The sequence below is a fragment of the Lentzea sp. CC55 genome, assembly GCF_021056325.1.
GTDB lineage: Bacteria > Actinomycetota > Actinomycetes > Mycobacteriales > Pseudonocardiaceae > Lentzea > Lentzea jiangxiensis.
Map to the genome: position 1 here is coordinate 549,127 of NZ_JAJCXE010000056.1, position 24,170 is coordinate 573,296.

A 24,170-nucleotide genomic window follows, 5' to 3' on the forward strand; every position below is an offset into this window, starting at 1 on the left:
TGGCACGTCTCGGGCACCACGGGGGAGCGCAGTGCCCGATGTGCCGTCCCGCGGAGGCGTCACCTCCGCGGGACGAAGCCCGCCAGCGCGGAGGACAGCTGGGTCCGGCGGCGCACGCCGAGCTTGCGGTAGATGTTCGTGAGGTGGAACTCGACGGTGCGGCGCGAGACGCTCAGCTTGTGCGCGATCTCGTCGTTCGAGTCCCCTTCGACCACCAAGGTGGCGACGCGGTACTCGTGCGGCGTCAGCGCGAGCACGCTGAGCCGGGAGACGGGTGGCGGGACGTTCGTCGGTTCGGAGGAGTGCGGGACCGGTGTGCGCGGTGTGCCTGCGGAGGTCAGGCCGGCGAGCCGTTCTCCGGGCTCCACGACGACGCCGCACTCCTCGCCGATCTTCCTCGCTTCCTCCAGGTGTTGCCGGGCGGCGTCGTGCTGTCCCTTCTCCCACCGGGCCGCGGCGAGCTCCAGCAGTACCTGTGCGTGCAGCATCCGCGCGGGAGACCGGCGCAGCACCGAGTCGGCCTCCGTCAGCCACGGGGTGGTGGCGGCGCCGCCGGTCACGATGCCCACGGTCAGCAGCGCACGGCCGATCACGCTCGGCGCACCCCACTCCCGTGCCAGTTTCAGCTCCTCCAGCGCCAGGTCGAGAGCGGGCTTCGGTTGTCCGAGCCGGAGGTGCGCCAGCGCCGCGTAGGACCGCCAGGGGCGCAGCGTCGGGCTGGGCCGGCCCCACGCCTGGAACCGCTCGCCGCACTCGAGCTGGTCGGCGAGCGCTCCTCCGTTGTCGCCGAGCTCCATGCGCACCGCGCCCCTGGCGTGCAGGAGCACGGTGTGGTGCCAGGTGTGCGGCAGCTCCCTGGTCCTGTGGAACGGCATGAGCGCGTTCTCCGCCGCGCTGACGTCGCCCAGCGCCAGCAGAGTGCGGACCTGGGCGTCGATGGCGTAGACCTGTCCGAAGTGGTCCTCGGGCAGCTTCGCCGTTTTCGCTGCGGACAACGCGAGCTCCGCGTCCGCGACCGCCTCCGCGAAGGACCCGCGGTGGTGGTGCGCCCGCGACCGGAGGACGTGGCCGAGCAGCGTGATCAGCGTCAGCCCCTCCCGGCGGGCCTCGTCCAGGATCTCGTCGCAGTACCGCATCACGAGGTCCACCTCGTCGGCGCGCAGCAGGGAGTTCAGCACTCCGACCATCAGCTGCGGCTGTTGCAGGATGGAGGTCGCACCACCGGACAGCGCCGCGAGCGCCGCCTTCCGGCACGTGGGCAGGTCGACGCCCCGGCTGCTCGAGTCTTCGGCGACCAGACCCGCGAGCGCGCGGCCGCGCGCGTCACCGCGGCGCCACTCCTGCTCGTCGAACTGGCGGAAGTCCACCTGCCAGGCTTCCGGGTCCCGGGACGGCACGGTGACCCTCTCCAGCAGCCGCAACATGTCGACGGCCGCCGGGATTTCCGGGCCGATCTCGGCGATGGTCCGGCGCAGCACCTCGCTCGCGTCGTCGTACGCGCCGTCGAAGTAGAAGATCTGGGAGAGTCGGCAGGCGACCGTCAGCACCGTCTCCGGGTCGTCCAGCCCTGTCATCCCCTCCTGGATGTGCACCACGGCCATCCGCGGGTCGAAGTAGACCTCGGCGAGACCGAGCTGCAGCAGCAGACTCCTCCTCTCGGCGGTGGAGAGGTTCTCGGCGAGGGCCCTGGTGAGGAGCTTCGCGCCGAAGCGGGCATCGCCCTCGGCGATCACGGTGTTGGCGGCGGCGCGCAGCGCTTCCACCGCCCAGACGCCCAACCGGGTGGGCGTTTGCAGGACGTGGCGTGCCAGCAGGAGAGCGGGGGCTCGCGTGTGGTGCAGGAACCGCGCGGCCTTGGCGTGCATCTCCTCGCGCTCCCAGTAGCCGACCGCGCTGTCGATCGTGTTCCTGATCACCGAGTGCGTGAACGTCAGCTTGCCCTCCGGGGTGAGCACCCCCATCCCTTCCAGCTGCCGCACCCGATCGGCGACCTCCTCGGTGCCGACGCCCATGACAGCGTTCAGCAGGTCCAGGTCGTCGGGCTCCACGACCGCGATCACCTTGGCGATCTCGACGAGGTCGGGTGCCTGGCGGTTGAGCCGCGCGAGCATCGAGTGGCCGAGCTTCTCGGATTCGGGGCGGAGCAGGTTGCTCACGGCGTCCTCGTCCGGCGGTACCGATTTTTCCCGCATCAGACCCAGGATGTGCCGCGTCACCGTGGGGCAGCCGCCGGTGGCGTCGAGGAAGGACTGGGTGAACTTCTCGTCCGGTGTGCGGCCGAGCACCTGCTCGGTGAGCTGCGTGAGCTGCTGGGCGGTGAAAACCTCGACCCTCATGCGTTCGGTGTAGAGCTCCAGCTCCGCGATCAGCAGTGGATCGGTCGGCCGGAGACCGGGCGTGCGGGTCAGCAGGATCGCGATCGGGAGCCGGACGACGCGGTGGACGAGGTAGTTCAGCCAGCGCAACGACTGCACGTCCGTCCACTGCACGTCGTCGATGATCAGGCAGAGCGGTGCGCACTGTGCGAACTCGGCCACGAAGCGGTAGATGTCCTGGACCGCCCGGTTGACCTGCGACTCCTCCAGGTCGTCCACCTCGGCGGTGAGGTGCCCGGCGATCAGGTCGTACCCGTGCGGTGCGGCTTCGGCGTGCCCGCAGGGAGTCGCTTCCTCGCGCAGGTGGCCGAAGAGCTGCTGGACGACCGCGAAGGGCGTTTCCCCCTCCATCGGTGATGGTTTCGCCCGGCACACCACGAACCCGCGCTCGTGGGCCAGATCGCACGCCGCGTCCAGGAGGGCGGTTTTGCCGACGCCGGGCGTGCCCTCCACCAGGATCGTGACGGGTATCGCGCCCTTCGCTGATTCGAGAGCATCGACGATCCGTTGCAACTCCGCACCGCGACCAACGAGATCGGCACTGCTGCCCGGATGTTGGTATGCGTGGGCGACCATTTGTGCGCTCCGTAGTTGTAACTAAGCCATTCGGGTGGTTGTGTCTCAACTCGGCTTATTGGGCTCCTATTGATTCCACGTTACGGATACCCGTCCGGTCAAGTTGTTCACCCAGTTGCGGCAAAAGACTTGTTGTCGATGAATCCGCAGGTGAGAACCGTTCGTGTTCGCTCGGGGCGTCGACAACGTCGTACCCGGGCGCGAGTGACGTCGAGATTTGTCACACCACGCCGCAAAATATCTCGACCGGGCAAAAACCGGGCATGGAGTCGCACGGGTCCATACCAACTATGTCGCACGGGCCCGTACAAACGTCGCCGCACGGGTCCGCGCAAACAGGATTGAATGGGGCCGTACAAACGATGCTCCGATTTCTGATCCATGAACGACGGTGCGCATCGTCAGCAGGGTCGGCTGATCGGTCGCGGCATCAGGCGATCGGGGAGTGGGATCACCCAAGTGGCGGGTCTGCGCTGCGGACAACCGTAGTGTCTTGTTCGACGATCGGCGATCTACGTCACTCCTCCGTGGTGGGTGAGCTGGCGGTTCGCCTTCCGGCGAGGGCGGCGCGATGGCGTTGTCGCTGGTGAGCATTCCACAGCCGGGGAGTGATCGTCGCGACAGTGGAGTCCGTCGAGCGGACTGCGGACTTCCGCAGTCCGCTCGACGGCGAGCTGTCTAGCCTCGTTTGCGTTCCCAGCCGGAGGGTGATCGGACCTTTGAAGATCCGCCGGCGGACGACTCGCGGTGTCCTCGGCTGTTCCGCCGGGTGGTGCGGTCGGTGTCGTCCAGTGGGTGCGGTGGAAGGTCGCAGGTCGCTCCGTCCTCACCATTTCGTCGCACCGGATGAAATGTCGTTCGCGGCGATGACGCCGCAGCACGGTCGCGCGGAGGCGGGAGCCTGAGGTCGTCGAGGATTTCGGCGACGTGCGGCCTCTGGATCGGGCTGGTCGATGCGGAGAAATTCATCGAAACGACCTGAAGAGTTCCTCCTGTGCAACGAACATCGAGGTGGATCGGCAGGGCAGGCCGAATCCTCCGGCGCCGTGAACGGTGGCATGCGGAGGTCGGAGACGACGAGAACAGATTGGCGATGACGGACAGTGATCACTGTTTTTCCGGCAGGTGCGTTCCGGTCGTCGGGACTTCCGCCGGTGTTCTCGCCTGAACCGGCGGCAGCCTGCGGTGAGAGTACTCGGCGCAGACGGCGAGAAGTGGACCGATCCGCCAGCCGGAACGCGTGCTCGTGGCGGCACGCGCACCGCTGACATTCTGTCGGCCGAGCGGTCCTCCGGCCTCGCCCGAAGCCGGCCCCGTCCCCTCCGCGGTGCTCCGAAATCCGTTCTCCGCTCCACCAAAAGGGATCTCATCGTGCCTTCTTCGTCGTCTTCCGAGCCGGTCTTCCTGTTCCCCGGACAGGGCGGGTACCTGCCCGGTGGCCTTTCGCGTGTGTGCGCCGACCGTCCACTGCCGGCTGTCGCCGGTCAGGTGGACGCGATCTCGCTGCGGTACGGCGGCCCCACGATCTCCACGCTGCTGGAGAGCGCGGACGCGCCGACCCTGGACGTGCTGCTGGCCAGTGACGTCCCCGCGCTGAGCCTGGCCATCTTCGCCACCGAACTGGCGGTCCTGGACCTGGCCCGCGAGCTCGCCGGCGTCACACCGGGTCTCGTGATCGGCCACAGCTTCGGCGAGTTCGCCGCGCTGACCGCCGCGGGAGCGCTCAGCCTGGCGGACGGGGTCCGGCTCGTGATCGCGCGTGACCGCGCGCTGCGCGCTTCGCCCGACGCCGAGGGCGGAATGGTCGCGCTGCGCGTCGGACGTCAGCGGGCGAACGCCGTCGTCGGCTCACTGGCTGACCGCGGCCTGGCCGTCGCGGCCCACAACGGGTACGACCAGGTCGTGGTCTCCGGTCCGCACGAGTCGCTGGACCGGCTGACCGCCCTGGCCGGCGTGCTCGGGATCGAGGCGACGCGCCTGCGCGTCCCGTACCCGTTCCACAACCGGCTGCTGGCGGCGGCGAACCGGTTGTTCGAGGCGGAGGTGGCCGAGGTCCGGGTGCGGGCCCCGCGGGTGCCGATGTACTCGCCGGTGCTGGGCCGTTACGTCGAGACCGAGCAGGACAGCCGCGAGATCCTGACCAGCCACCTCGAACGGGAGGTCGGCTTCCTGCCGGCTCTGGTGTCGGTGCGGGGTGACGGGTACACCCACTTCCTCGAGTGCGGTGCGCGTGCCGCCCTGACCGACCTCGTGAGCGCGTGCCTGCCCGGCGTGCAGACCGCGGCACCGTTGCGGCAGCGCCGGACCCTCGACGAACTGCGCGGCGCATTCGCCGTGTCCTCCAGCCCCGAGGCCGGTTCGCCGGCGACGCAGGCCGGCTCGAACGGATCGCCGGTGACGCAGGCCGGGTCGGGCGCGTCTCCGGTCGCGAGCGCCGGGTCGAACGGGTCGCCGGTCGCGAGCGCCCGAACGGACGCGGCGCCGGTCGAACCTGCCCGATCGGGCACGCAGCAGGTCGCCGTGCCCGCCGCTGCCGTCCCCGCGACAGCACCCGCGCCCGCTGAACCCGCGCCCGCTGAACCCGCGCCCGCTGAACCCGCGCCGTCCGGAGGCGCGGACGTGCCGGGCTTGGTGGACGAGCTGCGCACCCTCTACGCCTCCGCCGTCGGCTATCCGGAGGAAGTGTTCGAGGCCGAGATCGAACTCGAGGCGGACCTGGGCATCGACTCCATCCGGCAGACCGAGCTGCTCCAGCGGGCCCGCCAGAAGTACGACCTCCCCGAGGCCGACATCCGGATCACCGACTACACCACCCTGGAGTCGATCGCCGAGCTGCTCACCCAGCTCGGGGCTGGCCGGGTGAAGGCGTGAACAGTCCCCGTACCGGTGCTTTCGCCGACCGGATCTGCCTGGTGACGGGAGGATCCAAGGGGCAGGGCCGGGCCATCGCGCGCGAGCTGGCCCGAGGTGGCGGCCATGTGATCGTGAACTGGTTCCACGACATCGACGCCGCGCGGCAGACCGTGGCGGACATCCTCGCGGAAGGCGGTTCCGCGGAGCACCTGCGGGCGAGCGTGGCCAAGCAGGACGCGGTCGAGGAGATGTTCGCCGACGTCGCGCGTCGGCACGGGCGGCTCGACGTGCTCGTCAACAACGCCGCGCGCGGGGTGTTCGAGCCCGGTCACGTGCTGACCGACCGCGACTGGGAAAGGGCGATCGACACCAACGTGCACGGCCCGCGCCGGTGTTGCCGTGCCGCCTTCCCGCTCATGAAGGACCGCGGCGGCGCGATCGTGAACCTCGGTTCGATCGGCACCAGCGTCGTCATCGACAACTACAGCTGCGTGGCGGTGTGCAAGGGCGCCCTCGAGCAGCTGACGAAGTACCTGGCCGTGGAGTTCGGGCCGCACGGCATCCGGGTGAACATGGCGTCTGCGGGAATGCTCGTCAGCAAGACCGTGGAGTTGTTCCCCCGCAGCGAAGAGGTCCTGGAGGCAACGGTCGCGGGCACCCCGCTCGGCCGCCTGGGCACGGTCGAGGAACACGCGAAGCTCGTCGCCTTCCTCGCCTCGCCGGAAGCGTCGTGGATCACGGGGGAGAACGTCGTCAACGACGGCGGGATCCGGCTGGGCGGTGCGCTGATCCGCGCCGGCGGCACGTGGGGCGACGCCCCGCGGCCCGTCGCGGACGTCGTCGAGCCCGGCACGTCGGACGCGCCGGTTCACCGCGCACCCGCCCACACCTCGGACAGCGCGCCCGCCCGCACCTCGGACAGCGCGCCCGCCCGCACCTCGGACAGCGCGCCCGCCCGCACCTCCGACCGGGCGGCGGAACCCACTTCGGGGCCTGCGGAGGACGACGGTGCCATCGCCGTGGTCGGGATGGGACTGGTCGTTCCCGGCGCGGAGTCGCCCGAGCAGTTCTGGGAACTGCTGCGCGCCGGCGAGCCCGCGTTCAGCGAACCGGGGGACCGCTACCCGCTCGACACCTTCTGGGCCGCCGATCCGGGCGACCGCGACCGCACCTATGCGCGCACCGCGGGATTCGTCCGGATGGGACGGCACGAGGACGTCGCTCCCGACGCCAGCCTCTCGTCGTCCTGGCTGCGCCACGCCCTCGGGCAGGCGTTGCCGGACGGTTCGTCGTCCCGCTCCTCGCTGTTCATCGGTGCCTGCTCCGACGGCGATCAGCACTTCGAGCAGGCGATGGTGGTCGAGGGGTACGCCCGCATGCTCGCCGAGGCCTGGCCGACGCCCGCGGGCCCGGACGCGGAACGGCTGCGCTCCCTGCTGCGGGAGCGGTACCGGCTGGCCGCGGGCAGCCCCGAGAACCACCTGCCGGACGGGGTCGTCCGCAACGCGGTGCGAGGCCTGCTGCCGGACACCACGCCCGTGACGATCGTGGACACCGCGTGCTCCTCGTCGCTCTACGCCATCGACCTGGGCGTGGCCGCTCTCCAGGAGGGCAGCACCGACCTGGCGCTGTGCGGGGGCTACTTCATGGTCACCCCGCGGTTCAACGTGCTGTTCAGCAAGCTCGGCGGCCTCAGCCGCCGGGGAGCGGTCAACGCGTTCGACGGTTCCGCGGACGGCACGCTCTTCTCCGACGGTGCGGCGGTCGTGGCACTGCGACGGCTGGGTGACGCCCGGCGCGACGGCCAGCAGGTGCTCGGTGTGCTGGCGGGGTTCGGTGCCGCGGCCGACGGCCGGGGCAAGGCCATCGCCGCCCCCAACCGCCGCGGGCAGGAACTGGCGATCGCACGCGCCGGGTACGGGCAGGAGCGCGCACCGGTCTGGGTGGTCGGGCACGGTACGGGCACCAGGGCGGGCGACGAGGTCGAGCTGACCGCGCTGAACCGGTCGGCGGACGGCCGGGAGGTGTTGTGCACCAGCAACAAGTCCTTGATCGGGCACACGGGGTGGGCCGCGGGCGCGGTGTCGGTGATCCACGCGCTGCTCGCCCTGCGCCACGGTGTGATCCCCGCGCAGCGGCCACAACCCGGCGCGGCGGCGACCGCGGAACACGTCACCGTCCCCACGCGGGACACGCCGCTGCCCGCCGGACCGCGCCTGGTCGGCGTCTCCGGGTTCGGGTTCGGCGGGACCAACGGGCACCTGCTGCTGGCTGACGAGCCCGGTCCGGGCGAGTCCGCCCCTGCCGCGCGGCCGGCGGCGAAGGACGAGCGCATCGTCCTGGTCGCGTGGAGCGCCCACCTGCCGGGCGCACCGGCCTCGGCCGACGTCGCGGCGCGCCTGAGCGAGGGGCGTGCGCCCGCTGACAACGCCGGTTTCCCGATGCCCTACCCGGCGCCGGAGTGGAAGGTGAGCAGGCTGCCCGCCGCGGTGTCGGACGCCATCGACCGCACCCAGCTGATGGCGCTGGACGTGGCCGAGCGCTTCCTGGCCGAACACGGGCAGCTGTGGGAGGGTCGCGAGGAGACCACCGGCGTCATCGCCGCGCACTACGGACCGACCCTGTCCTGGTACCAGTCGGCGCTGCGCTGCTACGCCGACGACCTGCTCGCCGTGGCGCCGGGTGAGCTCGACGCGGGCGAGTTCACACAGGCCGCGCAAGCCGCCGGTCGCGTGGTGAGGGCAGGAGCCCCCGAGTCCACCCCGGACACCCAGCCCGGTCTGATGGGCAACGTCATCGCTTCGCGCATCGCCAACCGCTACAACCTCAACGGCGCGGTGCAGCTCGCCGACGCCGGACCGGACGCCACCGCGCACGCGGTGCAGACGGCGGTGCGGCACCTCCGCGGCGGAGCGCTGGACCTGGCGCTCGTGCTCAGCCTGAACGGCAACAGCACCGACGAACTGCGCACCCTGCTCGGTCGCGGCCCTCTCGGCGAAGGCGCCTTCCTGTTCGCCTTGGCACGGGAGAGCACCGCGGCGGCGGCCGGGTGGCCCGTGCTCTGCCAGGTCTCGGTCGCCACCGGCGGCGCCGGAGCCCGAGCCCCACGGCCGCTGGACTACCTCGGCGCCAACGGCGCGTGCGACCTCATCGGCGAGCTCGCCCGGCTGGGGGAGAAGCCCCACGTGATCGCTGCCGGCACTTCGGCACCCGGGATCGTGCTGACACCACACCGGCCCACCCGGTCGGCGCCGCGCAACGAGCGCTACGTCTGCACCTACGTCGAGGAACCCGCTTCCGACGCCGAGTGGACCACCGCTCCCGGTCCGGACTGGCTCGTCGTCGTGCAGCCCGGCTGCGAGGAGTCGGTGCCCGCACAGGTGCGCGAGTCCGGTGCCCACGTCCACGTGCTGGACGAGACCGCACCGGTCGAAGCCCAGTTCCCCGACGCCGCGACGGGCGCGGGCCGGTTCAGCCACGTCCGCCTCTTCGCCTCCACCGGCGGGTCGGCGCCCGGCGAGGCCGTTCCGGAGGGGACCCTCCGCGCGCACGAAGCGCTGTTCCTCGCGGCGAAGTCCTGCCGCGACCGGATCGACGCCGGTGGCTCGCTCGGCGTGCACCTCGTCGACGAGCTGCGCAGCGGTGTCCCGCACGCCTCCGCCGGGCTGTTCACCGGCATCGTCAGCAGCCTCGCCTGGGACCTCCGCGGGGCGCGGCTGGCCGTGGTGATCAGCTCGGAGACCGGCGGCTGGGACACCCTGAACCGGGAACTGGCCGGCTACCGCGGCTACCCGGCGGTGATCCACCACGACGGTGTGCGGCTGCGCACCAAGCTGGTGCCCGCACCGCTCGACCTGACCTCGAACGTGTCGCCGCTGCGGCCGGGATCGGTGGTCGTGGTCACCGGCGGCGCGCGGGGGATCACGGCGGCCTGCGCCAAGGAGCTCGCCTCCCGGACGCCGTTGCGGTTGTGGCTGCTGGGCTCCTCGCGACTGCAGGACGTGCCGGAGGACCTGCTGCACGCGGGTGACGAGCAGCTCCCGGGTCTGCGGGCGGAGTTCCTCAAGGCCGAACGCGCCCGCACCCCCGGTGCCTCGGTGCGAGAGGTCATGGCCCGGTTCGACCGCCTGCTCAACGCCCGTGAATCGCAGCGGAACCTGCGGGAACTGCGCGCGCTCTGCGGCGAGGACGCGGTCGACTACCTGAGCTGCGACCTCACCGACGCCGAGGCCGTCCGCTCGGCCGTCGAGACGATCCGGCAGGTCACCCCGAACGTCGACCTGCTCGTGCACGGGGCCGGGCTGCACAACGGCGGCGACATCTCCCGGCTGACGGTCGACGGGCTGCGGAACATCCGCGGGGTCAAGGTCGACGGGTACCGCAACCTCAAGGCGGCGTTCGGCACCGCCCAGCCCGCCCAGTGGTGCAACTTCGGCTCGGTGGCCGGACTCGTGGGCCTGCCCGGCGAGACCGACTACGCGCCCGGCAACGACTTCCTCCACGGCGCGGCCCGCCAGGCGGCACTGGTGCGCGGTGCGGACGAGCGCACGCTGATCTGGCCCATCTGGGCGGAGATCGGCATGGGCGGGTCGGAACTCATGCAGGGCAACAACGAACGAGCCGGGATCATGGCTCCGCTCGCCCCGTCCGAGGGCGTCCGGCACCTGGCCGCCGAGCTGAGCACGCCGTCGGTGGCGCAGCCGCTGGTGGCGTTCCTCAACGCGAAGGAACGCGCGACGTTCGGCGAGCAGTTCCCCGGTTTCGTGCACCCGGTGCCGGAACGCACCCGGTGGATGCTCGGCACGCCGCACCGCATCACGCGCGGCACCACCCAGTGGCTGCTGGACCTCGGCGAGCGCACCGCGGGTTTCCTGGTCGACCACACGGTGAACGGCAAACCGACCATGCACGGCACCGGTCTGGCCACCATCGCGGCCGAAGCGGCGACCGCGGTGGTGCCCGGCCTGCCCGTCCGCACCCTGGAGAACCTGCGGTTCTCGGCGTTCGTCGCGCCGAAAGCCGGGCCGGGCAACCCGTACCGGGTGACGGCGCGGCCGGACGGCCCCGACCGCGTGCACGTCCGGATCACCAGCGACGTGGTGGACCGGCGTGGCCGGGTGCTGCGCGCGGACCGCCAGCACTTCGCGTGCGACGTGGTGCTGGGTGCCCTTCCGGTTCCCCCGCTCGCCAGGAACGTCGTCACCGACCGGCCGTCGGAGGACCCGTACTACCGCGATGACAGCGCCGTCGTCCTGCGCGGGGTCTACCAGGCGAGCACCGACGGCAGGGAAGGTCCGGACGGCACCAGCTCCCGCTGGGTGCTGGTGCCGCCCACGACCGAAGCCGACCACGCGCTCCTGGAGAACCCACCGGTTCCCACGGTGATGCTGGACGCACTGGCCCGGACCCGGTTGCTGCGCACCGACGGCAACGGCGTCCACCTGGTCGCGGTGCCCCGCTTCATCGACCGCATCGAGTTCTTCACGACGGGCAGCGACGCGGCGGTGAGCAAGTCCCACCCGGACGGCATCCTGCTCATCCACGTCGACGACGCGAACGTCGAAGAGGCGGTGAACGCGGACGGCCGGGTCCTCATCCGGATCTCCGGCTGCGAGACGTTCGACGTCGGCGACACCAGCTGAGCGGTGACGGCCCCGATCACCGCGATCGGGGCCGCCACGGCACCCGGCCCGAACCGGGTGCACGGCTCCCACCGGCCCGGCGACTGATGTCGTCGCGCCGGTGGGCTCCGCGCTCGTCATCACCGCCCGGCCGCATCCGCTGCGGCCGGCTCCTGGAGCTGGCTGGGAGATCTTGTGACATGCAGGCGGCCTGACCGAAATCTGTGAGGTAGAAATGACGCGTTTGAACGTTGGCAACCCCGGCAACGATGTCGCCGTCGTGGGTCTGGGCATGAGGCTGGCCGGTGGCATCTGCGAACCGGCGGACTTCTGGGCCGGTTTGATCGCGGCACGCAGTGAGGTCGGGGACCTTCCCCGCGATCGGTGGTCGTCGTACCCGGCACACGGTCCCGCGGCCGCCGCCGCGGTGAACCGAGCCGTCAGCCGTGCCGCCTACTTGGAGGACGCGGCGAGCTTCGATGCCGAGTTCTTCGGGGTCACACCCAGAGAAGCGGTTCTGATGGACCCGCAACAGCGCCTGGTGCTGGAAGTGGTGTGGGAAGCGCTCGAACACGCCGGGATCCCGCCTCTGTCGCTCGCCGGCAGCAACTCCGCCGTGCTGATCGGCGTCGGCGGTGGTGAGTACGGGCAGATGCTGCTGAACGACCCCGAGCGGATCGGTCCGTGGAGCAGCATCGGCGGCGCCTACTGCGCCGTCGCGAACCGGGTTTCGTACTTCCTCGACCTGCGCGGTCCCAGCCTGGCGCTGGACTCCGCGTGCTCGTCCTCGCTCGCGGCGATCCACTTCGGACGGCAGGCGCTGCTGTCCGGGGAGTGCGACGTCGTGATCGCGGGCGGGGTGAACCTGATCGCCGCACCCGCGCAGACCCTGTCACTGGGGGCGTCGGGAGCGTTGTCGGCCGACGGCAGGAGCAAGCCGTTCGCGGCCTCGGCCAACGGGTACGGGCGAGGCGAGGGCGCCGGCGTCGTGGTGCTCAAGAGGCTGGACCACGCCCGGCGCGACGGCAACAACGTCCTGGCCGTCGTTCGCGCGAGCGCGGTCCGGCAGGACGGCCGCACCAACGGGATCATGGCGCCCAACGGCGTCGCACAGCAGGAAATGCTCCGATCCATGTACGCCGGGGCCGGCATCGATCCGTCCGCTGTGGACTACCTGGAAGCGCACGGCACCGGTACCCCTCTCGGTGATCCGACGGAGGTGGCCGCGGCCGCCTCCGTCCTCGGTGCCGGCCGGGCGCCGGACTCGCCCCTGCTCATCGGGTCGGTGAAGGGCAACGTGGGGCACCTCGAGGCGGGCGCCGGGGTGGTCGGCATCATCAAGACGGTGCTGGCCATGCGTGCCGGTGTCCTGCCGCCCACGGTGGGCGCGCGGGACGGTGTCAATCCCGCGGTCGAGGCGGAGCGGTCGGTCAAGGTGGTGGCCGAGCCGACCGCCTGGCCAGAGGTCGCCGGAAAGCCGAAGATCGCCGGGGTGTCCAGCTTCGGCTACGGGGGCACCATCGCGCACGTCTGCCTGGCAGAGGGCGACCCGCTGGAACCGCACGAGGAGCGGGACGCCACCGACGCCCCGTCCCTGCTCGTCCTGTCCGCCGCCACCCAGGAGGCGCTCGCGCCGACGGCGTCCAGGCTCGCGGACGCGCTGGAGACGGGGGAGCAGGACGTCGACGCGGTGGCGGCCACGCTGGCGCTGCACAGGTCGCACCTGCCGTGGCGGACCGCCGTGGTCGCCACCGATCGCGCCGAGGCGGTCGACCGCCTCCGGGCGTGGTCCGCGACGGAGAAGGTGCCGGGGGTGGTGCACGGCCGGGCGACCGAGGAGGCCGCCGGACCGGTGTTCGTCTTCTCCGGGCACGGTTCCCAGTGGGCGGGCATGGGACACGAGTTGCTCCGCTCGAGCAAGCCGTTCGCGGCCCTGTGCGAGCGGCTCGACCCGGTCTTCCGCGAGGAGGCCGGGTACTCGCTGATCACCGAGATCGACGAAGGGGACTGCACGCGCACGGACCGCATCCAGGCGACGCTCTTCGCCATGCACCTGGGCCTCGCCGAGGTGTGGCGGTCCTGGGGCGTCGAACCGGTGGCGGCACTCGGTCACTCGATGGGCGAGATCGCCGCGGCGGTGACCGCGGGCGTGTGGAGCGCGGAAGACGCCGCCCGGTTCGCCTGCCGCCGCGCGGCGCTGCTCGACACCGTGGCGGGACGCGGTGCCATGGTCCTGCTCGACGTGCCGTTCGACGAGCTGGAGGAACGTCTCGCGGGCAAGTCCGGCCTGACGGCGGCGATCGAACCGGCCCGCGGCTGGTCCGTGCTGGCGGGCGACGTGGCCGCGGTGGAGGAGTACGCGACCGTGCTGGCCGGCGAGGGCCGCGTGGTGCGCCGCGTGGCCTCCGACGTCGCTTTCCACAGCTCGCACATGGACGAGCTCGTCGACGACCTCGGCGCCGCCGTGCACGGGCTGTCGATCGGCCCGGCGTCGTTGCGGCTGTACGGCACGATCCTGGACGACCCGCGGTCCGACGCGCCACGGGATGCCGCCTACTGGCAGCAGAACCTCAGGCGCCCCGTGCGGTTCGCGGCGGGCGTGGAAGCCGCGGTCCACGATGGACACCGCCACTTCCTGGAGATCGCACCGCACCCCGTCGTCGTCCACAACATCGCCCAGATCGCGGAGTCGCTGTCGGTCCCGGCGGTCACCGCGGCGCATTCGCTGCGTCGCGCGCGACCGGCGCTCCCGGAGCTCACCGAACAGCTGGGCAGGCTGCACAGCGCCGGAGTCCGCGTCGACTGGCGAGCCCACTGGCCCCGGTCGGCAGCGGTCGCGCTGCCGCGCACGGCGTGGCAGCACAGCCGGTACTGGCTTCCCGAGGCTCCCGTGGACCGGGGGACGGGAGGTCACGACCCGGAGTCCTTCTCCCTGCTCGGTTCCCGGCTGACGACTGCCACCGTGCCGCCATCGGCCGTGTGGCAGACGACCCTGTCGCCCGAGAACAGGCCGTACGACGCCCCGCACACCGTGCACGGCGTGGACATCGTTCCCGCCGCCGTGCTGTTGTGCACGCTCGCCGACGCGATCACCGGTGACGCGGACAAGCCGCGTCACCTCCGCGACATCGTCCTGCGCACACCTCTGCCTGCCGAGCAGAACCGCGCCGTCCAGGTCGTCCGCCAGGACGGCAGGGCGGTGCTCTCCTCCCGCCTGCAGGAGGCGTCCGAAGAGACGTCCTGGACCACGCACACCTCCGCTCGCGGCGGCGGTGAGGGCACGGCACACGCGGACTCGGCCGAGGTGGTCGGAGACCCGGTGCTGCCGATGCTCCCCGCCGGCGCCGACGAGGTGCTCGAGCTGCTCCGGCCGCTGGGGGTGTCGGGACTGGCCTTCGACTGGCAGGTGGACCACCTGCGGCACGACGACGACGTGGTGCACGCGACCGTGTCGACGCCCGGCCGTGCGTCCCACTGGGCGGTGGTCCTCGACGCCGCCACCACGCTGTCCTCGCTTCCGCTGGCCCGGCAGGGCATCTACCGCATGCCCGCTTCCATCGAGTCGGTCGAGTGGACCGGTCCCGCTCCGTCCTCGGTCCACCTGGTCGCACGTCTGCGCGGCGGCACCACCGACACCATCGACCTGGACCTGCAGGGGACCGACGGGCAGTCCTCCGCCAGGGTCACCGGCCTCCGGTTCGGCGTTCTCGACGCGGACCAGACGTTGATCGCCGACCCGAGGACGTTCCTGCACGGGCTTTCCTGGCAGCCGCTGGAGGTCCCGGCCGTCGAGGCACCCGCGGCCGCGGTCACCCTGGTCTCGCCCGAACCCTCGGTCACCGCGGAACGGCTCGCGGAGCACCTCGTGCGGGCCGGCCTGCCGTGCACGCTCGTCAAAGCCGCACAGGACATCTCCCTGCCCGTGGGCGACCGGCCGCATCACGTCGTGTACCTGGCCCCGTACTCCGGACCGGGACACGAGTACGACGCCACCGTCCGCCACCTGACCGATCTCGCCGACGTGACCCAGGCCGCTGCCGCGGCTGACCGGCCGGGGACGAGGTTGTGGGTCCTCACCCAGGAAGCCCTGGCCTGCGACACCCCCTCCGGTCTCACGCACCGGCCCCTGTGGGGAGCCGCACGGGTGATCGCCTCCGAACACCCGGAGCTGCGCGGTGGCGTGCTCGACCTGGAGGAAGGTGACGACGACGCCGCGTTCGAGCTGGTGGCGCGAGTCCTGAACGATCCCCCCGCCGAGGACTGGCTGGTCGTCCGGAACGGTGCACTGCTCGCCGGTCGCGTCGTCCCCCGCCCGGACCGCGGCCAGACCCCGCCGGTGCCCCTGCGACCCGACGCCACCTACGTGGTCACCGGCGGTCTGGGAGCACTCGGGCTGGAGGCGGCGCGGCACCTCTCCTCACGGGGCGCCCGCCGGCTGGTCCTGACGAGCCGACGGGGACTGCCGCCGCGGTCCACCTGGACCGAGCAGCACGACGACGCGACCCGGCGCGCCATCGGCGTCGTCGAGGAGCTCGAGAGCCAGGGGGTGAACGTTCTCCCGCTCGCCCTCGACGTGACCGACGCCGACGCCGCACGAGCGATGCTGACACCCGACTTCCTGCGCATGCCGCCCATCCGAGGCGTGGTCCACACGGCCGGAGCCGTGCACGGCCGCCTGGTGGACGACCTGGACGAGGAGTCGATCCGGGAAACGCTGCACGCCAAGGTGCTGGGCGCGTTGGTGCTGCACGAGCTCTTCCCGCCGGGAAGCATCGACGAGATGGTGCTGTTCTCCTCCACCGCACCGCTGGTCGTGCTGCCCGGTTGCACCGCCTACGCCGCGGCCAACTCGTTCCTGGACGGCCTGGCGGCACACCGCCGGCACCGAGGCGGCAACACCACCTCGATCGCCTGGACGGTCTGGCGCGACACCGGCATGGGCAAGCTCAGCGCCGACGGAATGCAGAGCATGGAGGCCCAGGGCTTCGGTGACATCACCCCGTCCGAGGCGCTGCGGGTCTGGAACTGCCTGCACACCACGGATGACGGCTACGCGCTGGTGGTCAGGCCGACCACGCCGCCGCCGGGAGGACGTCGCGCGCTGTTCGAACACGTCCGCGATCCCCAGAACGGCGGATCGCGTGAGGGCTCGGCGGCGGAGTCGATCACCCTCCTGCGCGATCTGCCCGCGGACGAGGTGCTCGACGCGGCGATGGCCGTGATCCGGAGCGTGGTGGCGGCCGAGACCGGTGTGGCGGAGAACCGGATCGAACCCGAACGGCCGTTCTCGGACATCGGCCTGGACTCGGTCATGGGCATCGCCATCCGGGGCAAGCTGCAGCAGGGCACCGGGGTCGAGCTGCCCGCGGGCATCCTCTGGACCCACCCCACACCGGCGGCTCTGAGCAGCTACCTCGCCACGGCAGCGGCGCGTTGAGCTCGTGACCGCGAGGGAATGATCAAGTCGGTGGCGTCGGACGGGACCCGGGTGGACCACGTCCGGCAGTGAGGGAAGTCGCCTGCGGCACGACGGAGTGGTCGTGCCGCAGGCCCGGTGACCGGGTCTTCAGCCGGAGCCGAAGCGAGCTGCCCACCGGAATTCGAAGCCTTGCAGGCCGTTCAGGTGTGATCAGCAGCCGAAAGTCCACTCGCGACATCGGCATTCCGGCCGGTTCTCGAGTGGCTCCGCACTTCGCCGGGTGCGGTGGAACCGCTGACCCCGGCCTGAGGTGGTGCGGCCTCAAGCGTCCGAAGTGGAATGACGCGCCGGACGGCCGGCCGATGTGATCACAACAGCGGCGGATCCGTGCTGTGGACAACCGCAGTGTCCGGCATGGCGATCTGCTCTGTTCTCCCGCGGCGGGTGGGCCGTCCCTCCAGTTCCGGTACGGGACCTTTGATGCCGCAACCGCGGGTGGACGTGGATCTTCCTGGTGGCGGTGACCGCGTGCGCCCTGGCCCGGCGACAGGACTGTGGGCTTCCACAGCCCGGCTGCCGCACAGCTGGATAGCGTCGTTTGCATCCGGTCGGAAGGTCATCGCACCGATCCAGGAGCGGCCGGCGCCTGCCGGCGGTGAGGTTTCCGTCACCGACACCGTGCCGCTCGAGCGAGAAGGGTTCTGAAACTTGCCGAATGCGAGTTCTTCACCTTGGGAGTGGTCGGAGTGGCAATGGCGATCCGCGGTCGGTGAGGTGGAGGCCGGTGTCCGGCTGACCCCGGAGAACTGGCCGCAGAACGCGAGAGTGGCCGTCGCGATCTCGGTCGACGTCGACAACGAGACGCTGCCCCTCTCCCGTGGCGAGACGGGGCCCGGGCTCCTGTCGCAAGGCCAGTACGGTGCGCGTGTCGGCCTGCCGCGCGTTCTGGAGACACTTCGCCGGCATTCCGCACCCGCGACGTTCTTCTACCCCGTCGTCTCCACCATGCTCGACCCCGCGGGGCTCGCCGCGGTACGAGCTGACGGGCACGAGATCGGGTTGCACGGCTGGATCCACGAGAAGTGCGGTGAGCTGACCGCGAGCGAGGAGCGGGAGCTCGCTCTGCGCAGCGCGGACGCGCTGGAGGCCGCGACCGGTGTCCGGCCGGTGGGTCTGCGCACTCCGTACTGGGACTTCACGGTGCACACGCTGCCGATCATCAGGGAGCTCGGGCTCGAGTACGACTCGTCCCTGATGGCCGACGACCAGCCCTACGAGCTCGTGCACCGGGGTGAGGGGACCGGGGTGACCGAGGTCCCGGTGTCCTGGATCCGGGACGACGCCCCCTACTTCCCCGACGACGCCCTGGGAAAGCAGGTCCTGGCGCCGCGTGAGGTGCTGCGCGTCTGGCAGGACGAGTTCGACGCGGCCCACGCCGAAGGTGGCCTGTTCACCCTCGCGCTCCACCCGCACATCATCGGGCACCGGTCACGCGTCAAGGTGCTCGACGAGTTGCTGGCGCACATCGCCGCCCACACCGGGGTCTGGTGGGCCACCCACGCCGAGATCGCACGACACGCGGCGGCGCACCGGACACCTCCGGTGAAGTGATGGCCATCCCGACCCCTTGTCCCGAACCGAGAGGACCGAGCACCGTGCCGATGATCGAAGAGGTTCACGAGGACGGGACCGCCCGCCTGGTCGACGTCTACACCCGGGCCTTCCACGACGACCCCGTGTTCTCCTGGATCTTCCCCGACCCCGAACGACGCGCGGAGTGCAACAGGCGGTTCTTCACGGTGGTCGTGGAGTCGACGTTCGCCGGTGGCGGCCTCGCCCTGCAGGTCGAGGACTTCGGCGCCGTCTCGCTGTTCTACCCGCCGTCCGTCCTGCCCAGCGCGGAGGAGCACGCCGAACTCATCGGCCGGCTGGAGGAACTGCTGGGCGACCAGGCCGAGCGGGCGGTGGCGTTCATGAACCTGCTCAACGACAACCACCCGCGAAACGCACCGCCGCACCTCTACGGCACGTTTCTCTCCACAGTTCCGGAGCGGCAGGGGCAGGGGCTCGGGACCAAGCTGAAGAAGGCCCAGTTCGCCCTCGCCGACGGTGCGGACGCCGGCGTGTACGGCGAAGCCAGCTGCCTTCGCAACCTGGCGCTGTACGAGCGGCTCGGGCAGGTGCGGCTGGGTGAGGCGATCACCTTGCAGGGCGGTCCGTCGCTGTACCCGATCTGGCGGCCGCGGGCGAGTGAACGCGCCGCGGGGTCCTGAGGACGCCGGGCGTTCGGACGGGCCGGCGGCGGAATCCGAGGTGAGCACATGAGCCGGTGGGGTGTCACCATTCCTTTGCCCGGGATGCCTCTCGCACTGCACCGGAGGATCGTCGAGGAACTCCCGGACCTCGGGTACACCGATGTGTGGACCTCCGAGAAGGCGGGCACCGACGCCTTCACGCCGCTGGTGCTGGCTTCGCAATGGGCTGAGCAGCTGCGGCTGGGCACCGCGGTGGCGTCCGTGTACACCCGCGGCCCGGCGCTCCTGGCGATGAACGCGGCCACCGTCGCGGGGCTGGCCCCCGGCCGTTTCGTCCTGGGCATCGGCGCGTCGTCGAAGGTGATCGTGCAGGAGTGGAACGCCGCGGAGTTCACCACCCCTCTCCGCAGGGTCCGGGACACGCTGCTGTTCCTGCGGTCCGCGTTGGGCGGCGAGAAGGTGACCGAGACGTACGAGACGTTCTCGGTCACCGGTTTCCGCCTGGAGAACCCGGTCGACCCGGTGCCGCCGATCGCGTTGGCCGCCCTGCGGCCGGAAATGCTGCGGTTGGCCGCGAAGGAGGCCGACGGTGCGATAACCAACTGGCTCGCTCCCGGTGACGTGCGCCGGATACGGGAGGAGATCGGTCACGGAGTCGAGCTGTCCGCACGAATCTTCGTCTGTCCCACCGCTGACAGGGCGCTGGCGCGCCGGCTCGGCCGACGGCTCGTCGCGAGCTACCTGACCGTTCCGGCCTATGCCGCGTTCCAGGACTGGCTCGGCCGCGGTGAGGCGCTCAGGCCGATGCACGACGCCTGGAGCCGCGGTGACAGGCGCGAGGCGCTGGAGCTGATCCCCGACGAGGTGGTCGACGACCTCGTCGTGCACGGAGCGCCGGAGGTCTGCCGCGATCGGATCCAGTCCTATGTGGACAACGGCCTGTCGACACCGATCATCGCCCTGGTCCCGACCGGGGACGATCCTGCCGGTCACGTCAGGAGCCTGGGACCGGCTTAGCGCCGCGGCGCGAGGTGGTCGCCGGGCGAGCAGGCCGGTTCAGCGCACCGGCCCCTGATCGAGGGGAACCGCGGTCCAGGCGTCCCTTCCCTTGCCGGGGTCGCCTGGTCCGCTCCGGCTCATCGGCCGGGTACCTCGCCGAGAATCGGCGCCGTGCCGGACTCAGGAAGGTGTCGCGGGCGCCGCGCCCGTGCGCGAACGGTTGATACCGGTGGGGAGGCGCGGGGTGTAGTGCTCGGTGAGCTGGACCTGTTCCGCGGGGGTCAGTTCGAGGTCGAGGGCGGCGACGGCGTCGGTGAGGTGGTGCGGCTTCGTCACCCCCAGGATCGGCGCGGTGATACCGGGCTGCCGCGCCACCCACGCCAGGGCCACCTGGGCGCGAGCGACCCCGCGGGACTCCGCGACCGCGGCGACGGCGTCGATGATGGCCTCGTCGGCCGTCGCCGTCGCGTCGTAGAGGCGCCGGGCGGACTCGTCGACACGGCTGCGCGTCGTCTCGGTGTCGGAGGCCCGCGCGAGCCGTCCCCGGGCGAGTGGGCTCCAGGGGATGACACCGACGCCCTGGTGGCGGCAGAAGGGCAGCATCTCCCGTTCCTCCTCGCGTTGCAGGAGGTTGTACTGGTTCTGCATGGACACGAACCTCGTCCAGCCGTGGAGGTCCGCCGCGTGTTGCATCTCGGCGAACTGCCACGCGGACATGGAGCAGGCGCCGATGTAGCGGGCTTTGCCGGCGCGCACCACGTCGTGCAGCGCGGACATCGTCTCCTCGACGGTGACGTCCGGGTCGAACCGGTGCACCTGGTAGAGGTCGACGTGGTCGGTGCCGAGGCGGCGCAGGCTCTCGTCGAGCTGGGTGAGGATCGCGGTGCGGGACAGGCCACCGCCCTTGGGGCCCTGGCTCATGTTGCCGAACACCTTGGTCGCGATGACCACGTCGTCGCGCCGGGTGAATTCGCGGACCAGCTTCCCGGTGATCTCCTCGCTGGCACCGTGCGAGTACACGTTCGCGGTGTCGAACGTGGTGATGCCGGACTCGACCGCGTGCCGGAACAACGGCCGCGCGTCGTCGATCCCCACCGCCCACGGGTGGGTGCCGCCGTCCGGATCACCGAAACCCATGCAGCCCAGCACGATTCCCGACACGGTGAGACCGCTCTTGCCCATTCTCACAGATCGCACGGTGCGCCACTTCCCGGAAGTCCGCTCAGCCACGTCGCCACCACTTGTCCGGCCGCGGGCAGCACGGTCAGGTGGTCGCCGGACGCCGTGGCCGCCTCGTGGGGAAGCTCCCAGGTCGCTCCCGCGATCTCGGCTCCGACGTGCAGCACCGGAACGCCGGGCGGGGAGGGCGTCCAGTCGTCGAGCAGGCGCAGGTACGCGCCGGTGGCGGTGAGCCGGGTCAGGCCGACCTCGTCGATGCCGAGCGCCTCCTCCCGGTGCACCGAGCCGGCGAGGGCGGTGGAGGCCTTGTCGCGGATGAAATCCGGTGACGGCCACGAGGAGTCGAGGAGCACCACACCGCGCAGACCGGCCGAGGGATCGTTCGCGAGCCGCTCGGCGAGCAGGTGCGCGATCCAGCCGCCGGACGAGTAGCCGCACAGCACGTAGGACTTCTCTCCCACGATCGAGGCGAGTGCGGCGATGTGCGCGGCTGCCAGGGCGTCCGCGTCCGCGGGGAGTGACTGCCCCTCCGCGAAACCGGGGTGGGCGACGCCGTGCACGTCCGCGACGCCGGCGAAGGCACGGGCGAACTCGGTGAACTTCGTCGGGGTGGTCATGGGCAGCATCGACGAGAAGCACACGACGGCGACCCGGCCGGGCCCGCTCGCGAGCGGAACCACTTCTCCCACGACCGGATCGCTCGCCGTGAACACCGGACGCGCGAGCGACGCGGCACGGATCATGTCCGCGGCGGCACGCGGTTCCTCCTTGCAGACCAGGCGGTAGAGCTGTTCGAAGCCGGTGGGCAGGGTGTTCGCCGCCGCTGCCCCGAGGTGCCGCGCCAACGCGGCCGGGGTGGGGTGGTCGAACACGACGCCGCTGGGCAGGGACAGGCCGGTCTCGGAGGCGAGTTCGTTGCGGAATCGCACGGACATCGCGGAGTCGAAACCGTAGTCGCGAAATGTCCTTTGCGGGTCGATGAGTTCCGCGCCGCCGAGAAGGCGTGACGCGCACTCGCGCACGACCCGGAGGAGGTCCTCCGCGGCCGGGCCCTCCCGGGGAGCGGCGGTGCGCGAGGCGACCAGCTCCGCGAGCTTGCCGCGGCGGATCTTGCCGGACGGCGTCAACGGGATCGCGTCGACGGTGACCAGTTCCAGGGGCAGCTTGTAGTCCGCCACACCGGCTTCCCGCAGGGTCGCCACGGCGTCGTCGAGGGTGAGGCGGGGGTCGTCCGTGACCAGGCACGGGTACTCGCCGAGCCGCTCGTCGGGCACGCCCACGACCGCGACGCGGCCTCGGTGCGCCAGGAGGTCCTCGATCTCGCGGGCGACGACCTTGCGGCCGCCGACGTTAATCAGGTTACCCGTCCTGCCCAGGTGCACCACCCGTCCGTCGTCGTCGAGCCGGGCGAGGTCGCCGGTGCGCAGCCAGCCGTCGCCGGTGAAGGACGCGCGGGTCAGCTCCGGGTCGGCCAGGTAGCCGAGGAACGTCGTCGCGCTGCGGAACTGCAGCTCACCGTTCCGCACGCGGACCTCGGCGCCGGGAAGGGGGTGGCCCACGGTGGACGACGCCGCCTCGTCGGGGTCGTCCGGCCGGGTGGACGTGCCGGCGCCGATCTCCGACATGCCCCACGTCACGAGCACGGGAGCGTTCACCGCCGCGCGGAGGTCCCTGACCAGCCGGGCCGGCACGGGTGCGCCGGAGGTCCGGACGGTGCGCAGCGCGGGCAGCGTCCGGCCGCCGAGCCGGGAGAGCACGTCGTGCAGCTGCGCCGGCACAGCGCAGAGAGCGGTGACCGCTGCTGTGTCCGCCAGCGCGAGGAAGTCGTCGGCGTCCCAGCCGGGCAGCAGAGCGACCACCGCGCCGCCGAACAGACCTTGGTGAACCGAGTGCAGGCCGAACAGGTGGGAGAACGGGCTCGCGCTGACCACGACGTCGTCACGGGTCAGGGGACTGGTCGAGGCCAGCGCGGCGGCGTTGGAGAGCAGCCCGTCGTGGCTGTGCAGGCAGATCTTCGGCCGGGTCGAGGTGGTGCCCGACGACGGCAGCGCCACGAACGGCATGGACGGTTCGACCGCGACGGGACGTGGCACACCGCCCGCTCCCTCGGCACGGATCCGCGTCCACTCGTCCCGGTCGACGACCGCCACGGGCCGGGCGAGACCGAGCAGCGCGTCGACGTCGGCCGGGCCGTGAGCGAGGTGCAGGGGCAGCAGGACGGCCCCCAGCTGGGCGAGAGCGACGTGCAGGGTGAGGAACTCCCAGCTGTTGGGCAGCCTTGCCGCGACCACGTCGCCGGGCTCCACGCCGCGGTCCTGGAGCCCTTTCGCGACGGCGTCCGCGTCGGACCGCCACCGCGCCCAGGTCCACGAGCGGTCGCCGTCGGTCACGGCGACCGAAGAGGGGCGTGCGGCGGCCGCCGCGGCGAACAAGGCGGGGAAGGTGAGCCCCTGCCTTTCTCCTGCGGACGGGATCGGTGCCCGGGCGACCGCGGTGGTGTTCATCGTCCACTCCGTTCGAGTCGGGTGCTCGCCACGTGCTGGTCTACATCGGACACTGCGGTCGGTTCGTCGATTCGAGCGACCGGACCGGACGCCGCCACCGGCGTACGGCGGGTTGCGGAAGGGCTGCCGCCGCGGCAGCCTCAGACCGGGCCGGTGACGAACCGGTCGAGCACGTCGGCGGCGGTGCGGACGTCCACGTCCAGCCCGTGGTCCTCGTCGATCGGCGGGATCTCCCGCGCCAGCGCGTCCACGATCTCCGCGCACTGGTGCGCACGAGCACCGTGGGGACGCAGGTGTGCGGCTAGGCCCTGTCCTGCGGATCTTCACCTGAGGTGCAGGACGATGCAGGCCAGGACGATCTCGGCGCGGTGGTAGGCGGCTCGTTTTGC

General features: G+C 71.5%; 9 protein-coding genes. 6 read left to right on the plus strand and 3 right to left on the minus strand.

All coding sequences use genetic code 11. The annotated features are described in order from the left end of the window. Window positions 1-59 precede the first annotated feature (59 nt). Complete coding sequence (locus L6E10_RS37415) at window positions 60-2,951, minus strand: LuxR family transcriptional regulator (RefSeq protein WP_275677291.1); 2,892 nt, start codon at window positions 2,949-2,951, stop codon at window positions 60-62. A 1,371-nt stretch (window positions 2,952-4,322) separates the two neighbouring features. On the opposite strand from L6E10_RS37415, the gene L6E10_RS37420 reads away from it, so the two are divergent. The 6 genes from L6E10_RS37420 (at window position 4,323) to L6E10_RS37445 (ending at window position 20,116) form a co-directional block, all read left to right on the plus strand. Next, window positions 4,323-5,822 (plus strand): acyltransferase domain-containing protein, encoded by a 1,500-nt coding sequence (locus L6E10_RS37420; RefSeq protein WP_236224895.1) that lies wholly within the window; start codon window positions 4,323-4,325, stop codon window positions 5,820-5,822. Then, window positions 5,819-11,446 (plus strand): SDR family oxidoreductase, encoded by a 5,628-nt coding sequence (locus L6E10_RS37425; protein WP_236224896.1) that lies wholly within the window; start codon window positions 5,819-5,821, stop codon window positions 11,444-11,446. The genes L6E10_RS37420 and L6E10_RS37425 overlap by 4 nt, the downstream gene beginning before the upstream one ends. A 214-nt stretch (window positions 11,447-11,660) precedes the next feature. Further along, a complete protein-coding gene (locus L6E10_RS37430) occupies window positions 11,661-16,862 on the plus strand; it encodes a type I polyketide synthase (protein WP_236224897.1) in 5,202 nt (1,733 codons plus the stop codon). A 756-nt stretch (window positions 16,863-17,618) separates the two neighbouring features. Further along, window positions 17,619-18,455: a polysaccharide deacetylase family protein gene (locus L6E10_RS37435; protein ID WP_236224898.1), complete on the plus strand. Its 837-nt coding sequence runs from the start codon at window positions 17,619-17,621 to the stop codon at window positions 18,453-18,455. Window positions 18,456-18,505: 50 nt separating this feature from the next. Beyond that, window positions 18,506-19,117: a GNAT family N-acetyltransferase gene (locus tag L6E10_RS37440; protein ID WP_236224899.1), complete on the plus strand. Its 612-nt coding sequence runs from the start codon at window positions 18,506-18,508 to the stop codon at window positions 19,115-19,117. Window positions 19,118-19,165: 48 nt separating this feature from the next. Continuing rightward, window positions 19,166-20,116, plus strand: coding sequence for an LLM class F420-dependent oxidoreductase (locus tag L6E10_RS37445; RefSeq protein ID WP_236224900.1), 951 nt, complete (start codon window positions 19,166-19,168; stop codon window positions 20,114-20,116). Between the two features lie 162 nt (window positions 20,117-20,278). On the opposite strand, the gene L6E10_RS37450 is transcribed toward L6E10_RS37445, so the two are convergent. Together L6E10_RS37450 and L6E10_RS37455 are read right to left on the minus strand one after the other, a co-directional pair. Then, window positions 20,279-21,280, minus strand: a complete 1,002-nt coding sequence (locus L6E10_RS37450) for an aldo/keto reductase (protein ID WP_236225083.1) — start codon at window positions 21,278-21,280, stop codon at window positions 20,279-20,281. Window positions 21,281-21,282: 2 nt separating this feature from the next. After that, window positions 21,283-23,781 carry an AMP-binding protein gene (locus L6E10_RS37455; RefSeq protein ID WP_236224901.1) on the minus strand — a complete coding sequence of 833 codons (2,499 nt, stop codon included), beginning with the start codon at window positions 23,779-23,781 and terminating at the stop codon, window positions 21,283-21,285. Window positions 23,782-24,170 lie beyond the last annotated feature (389 nt).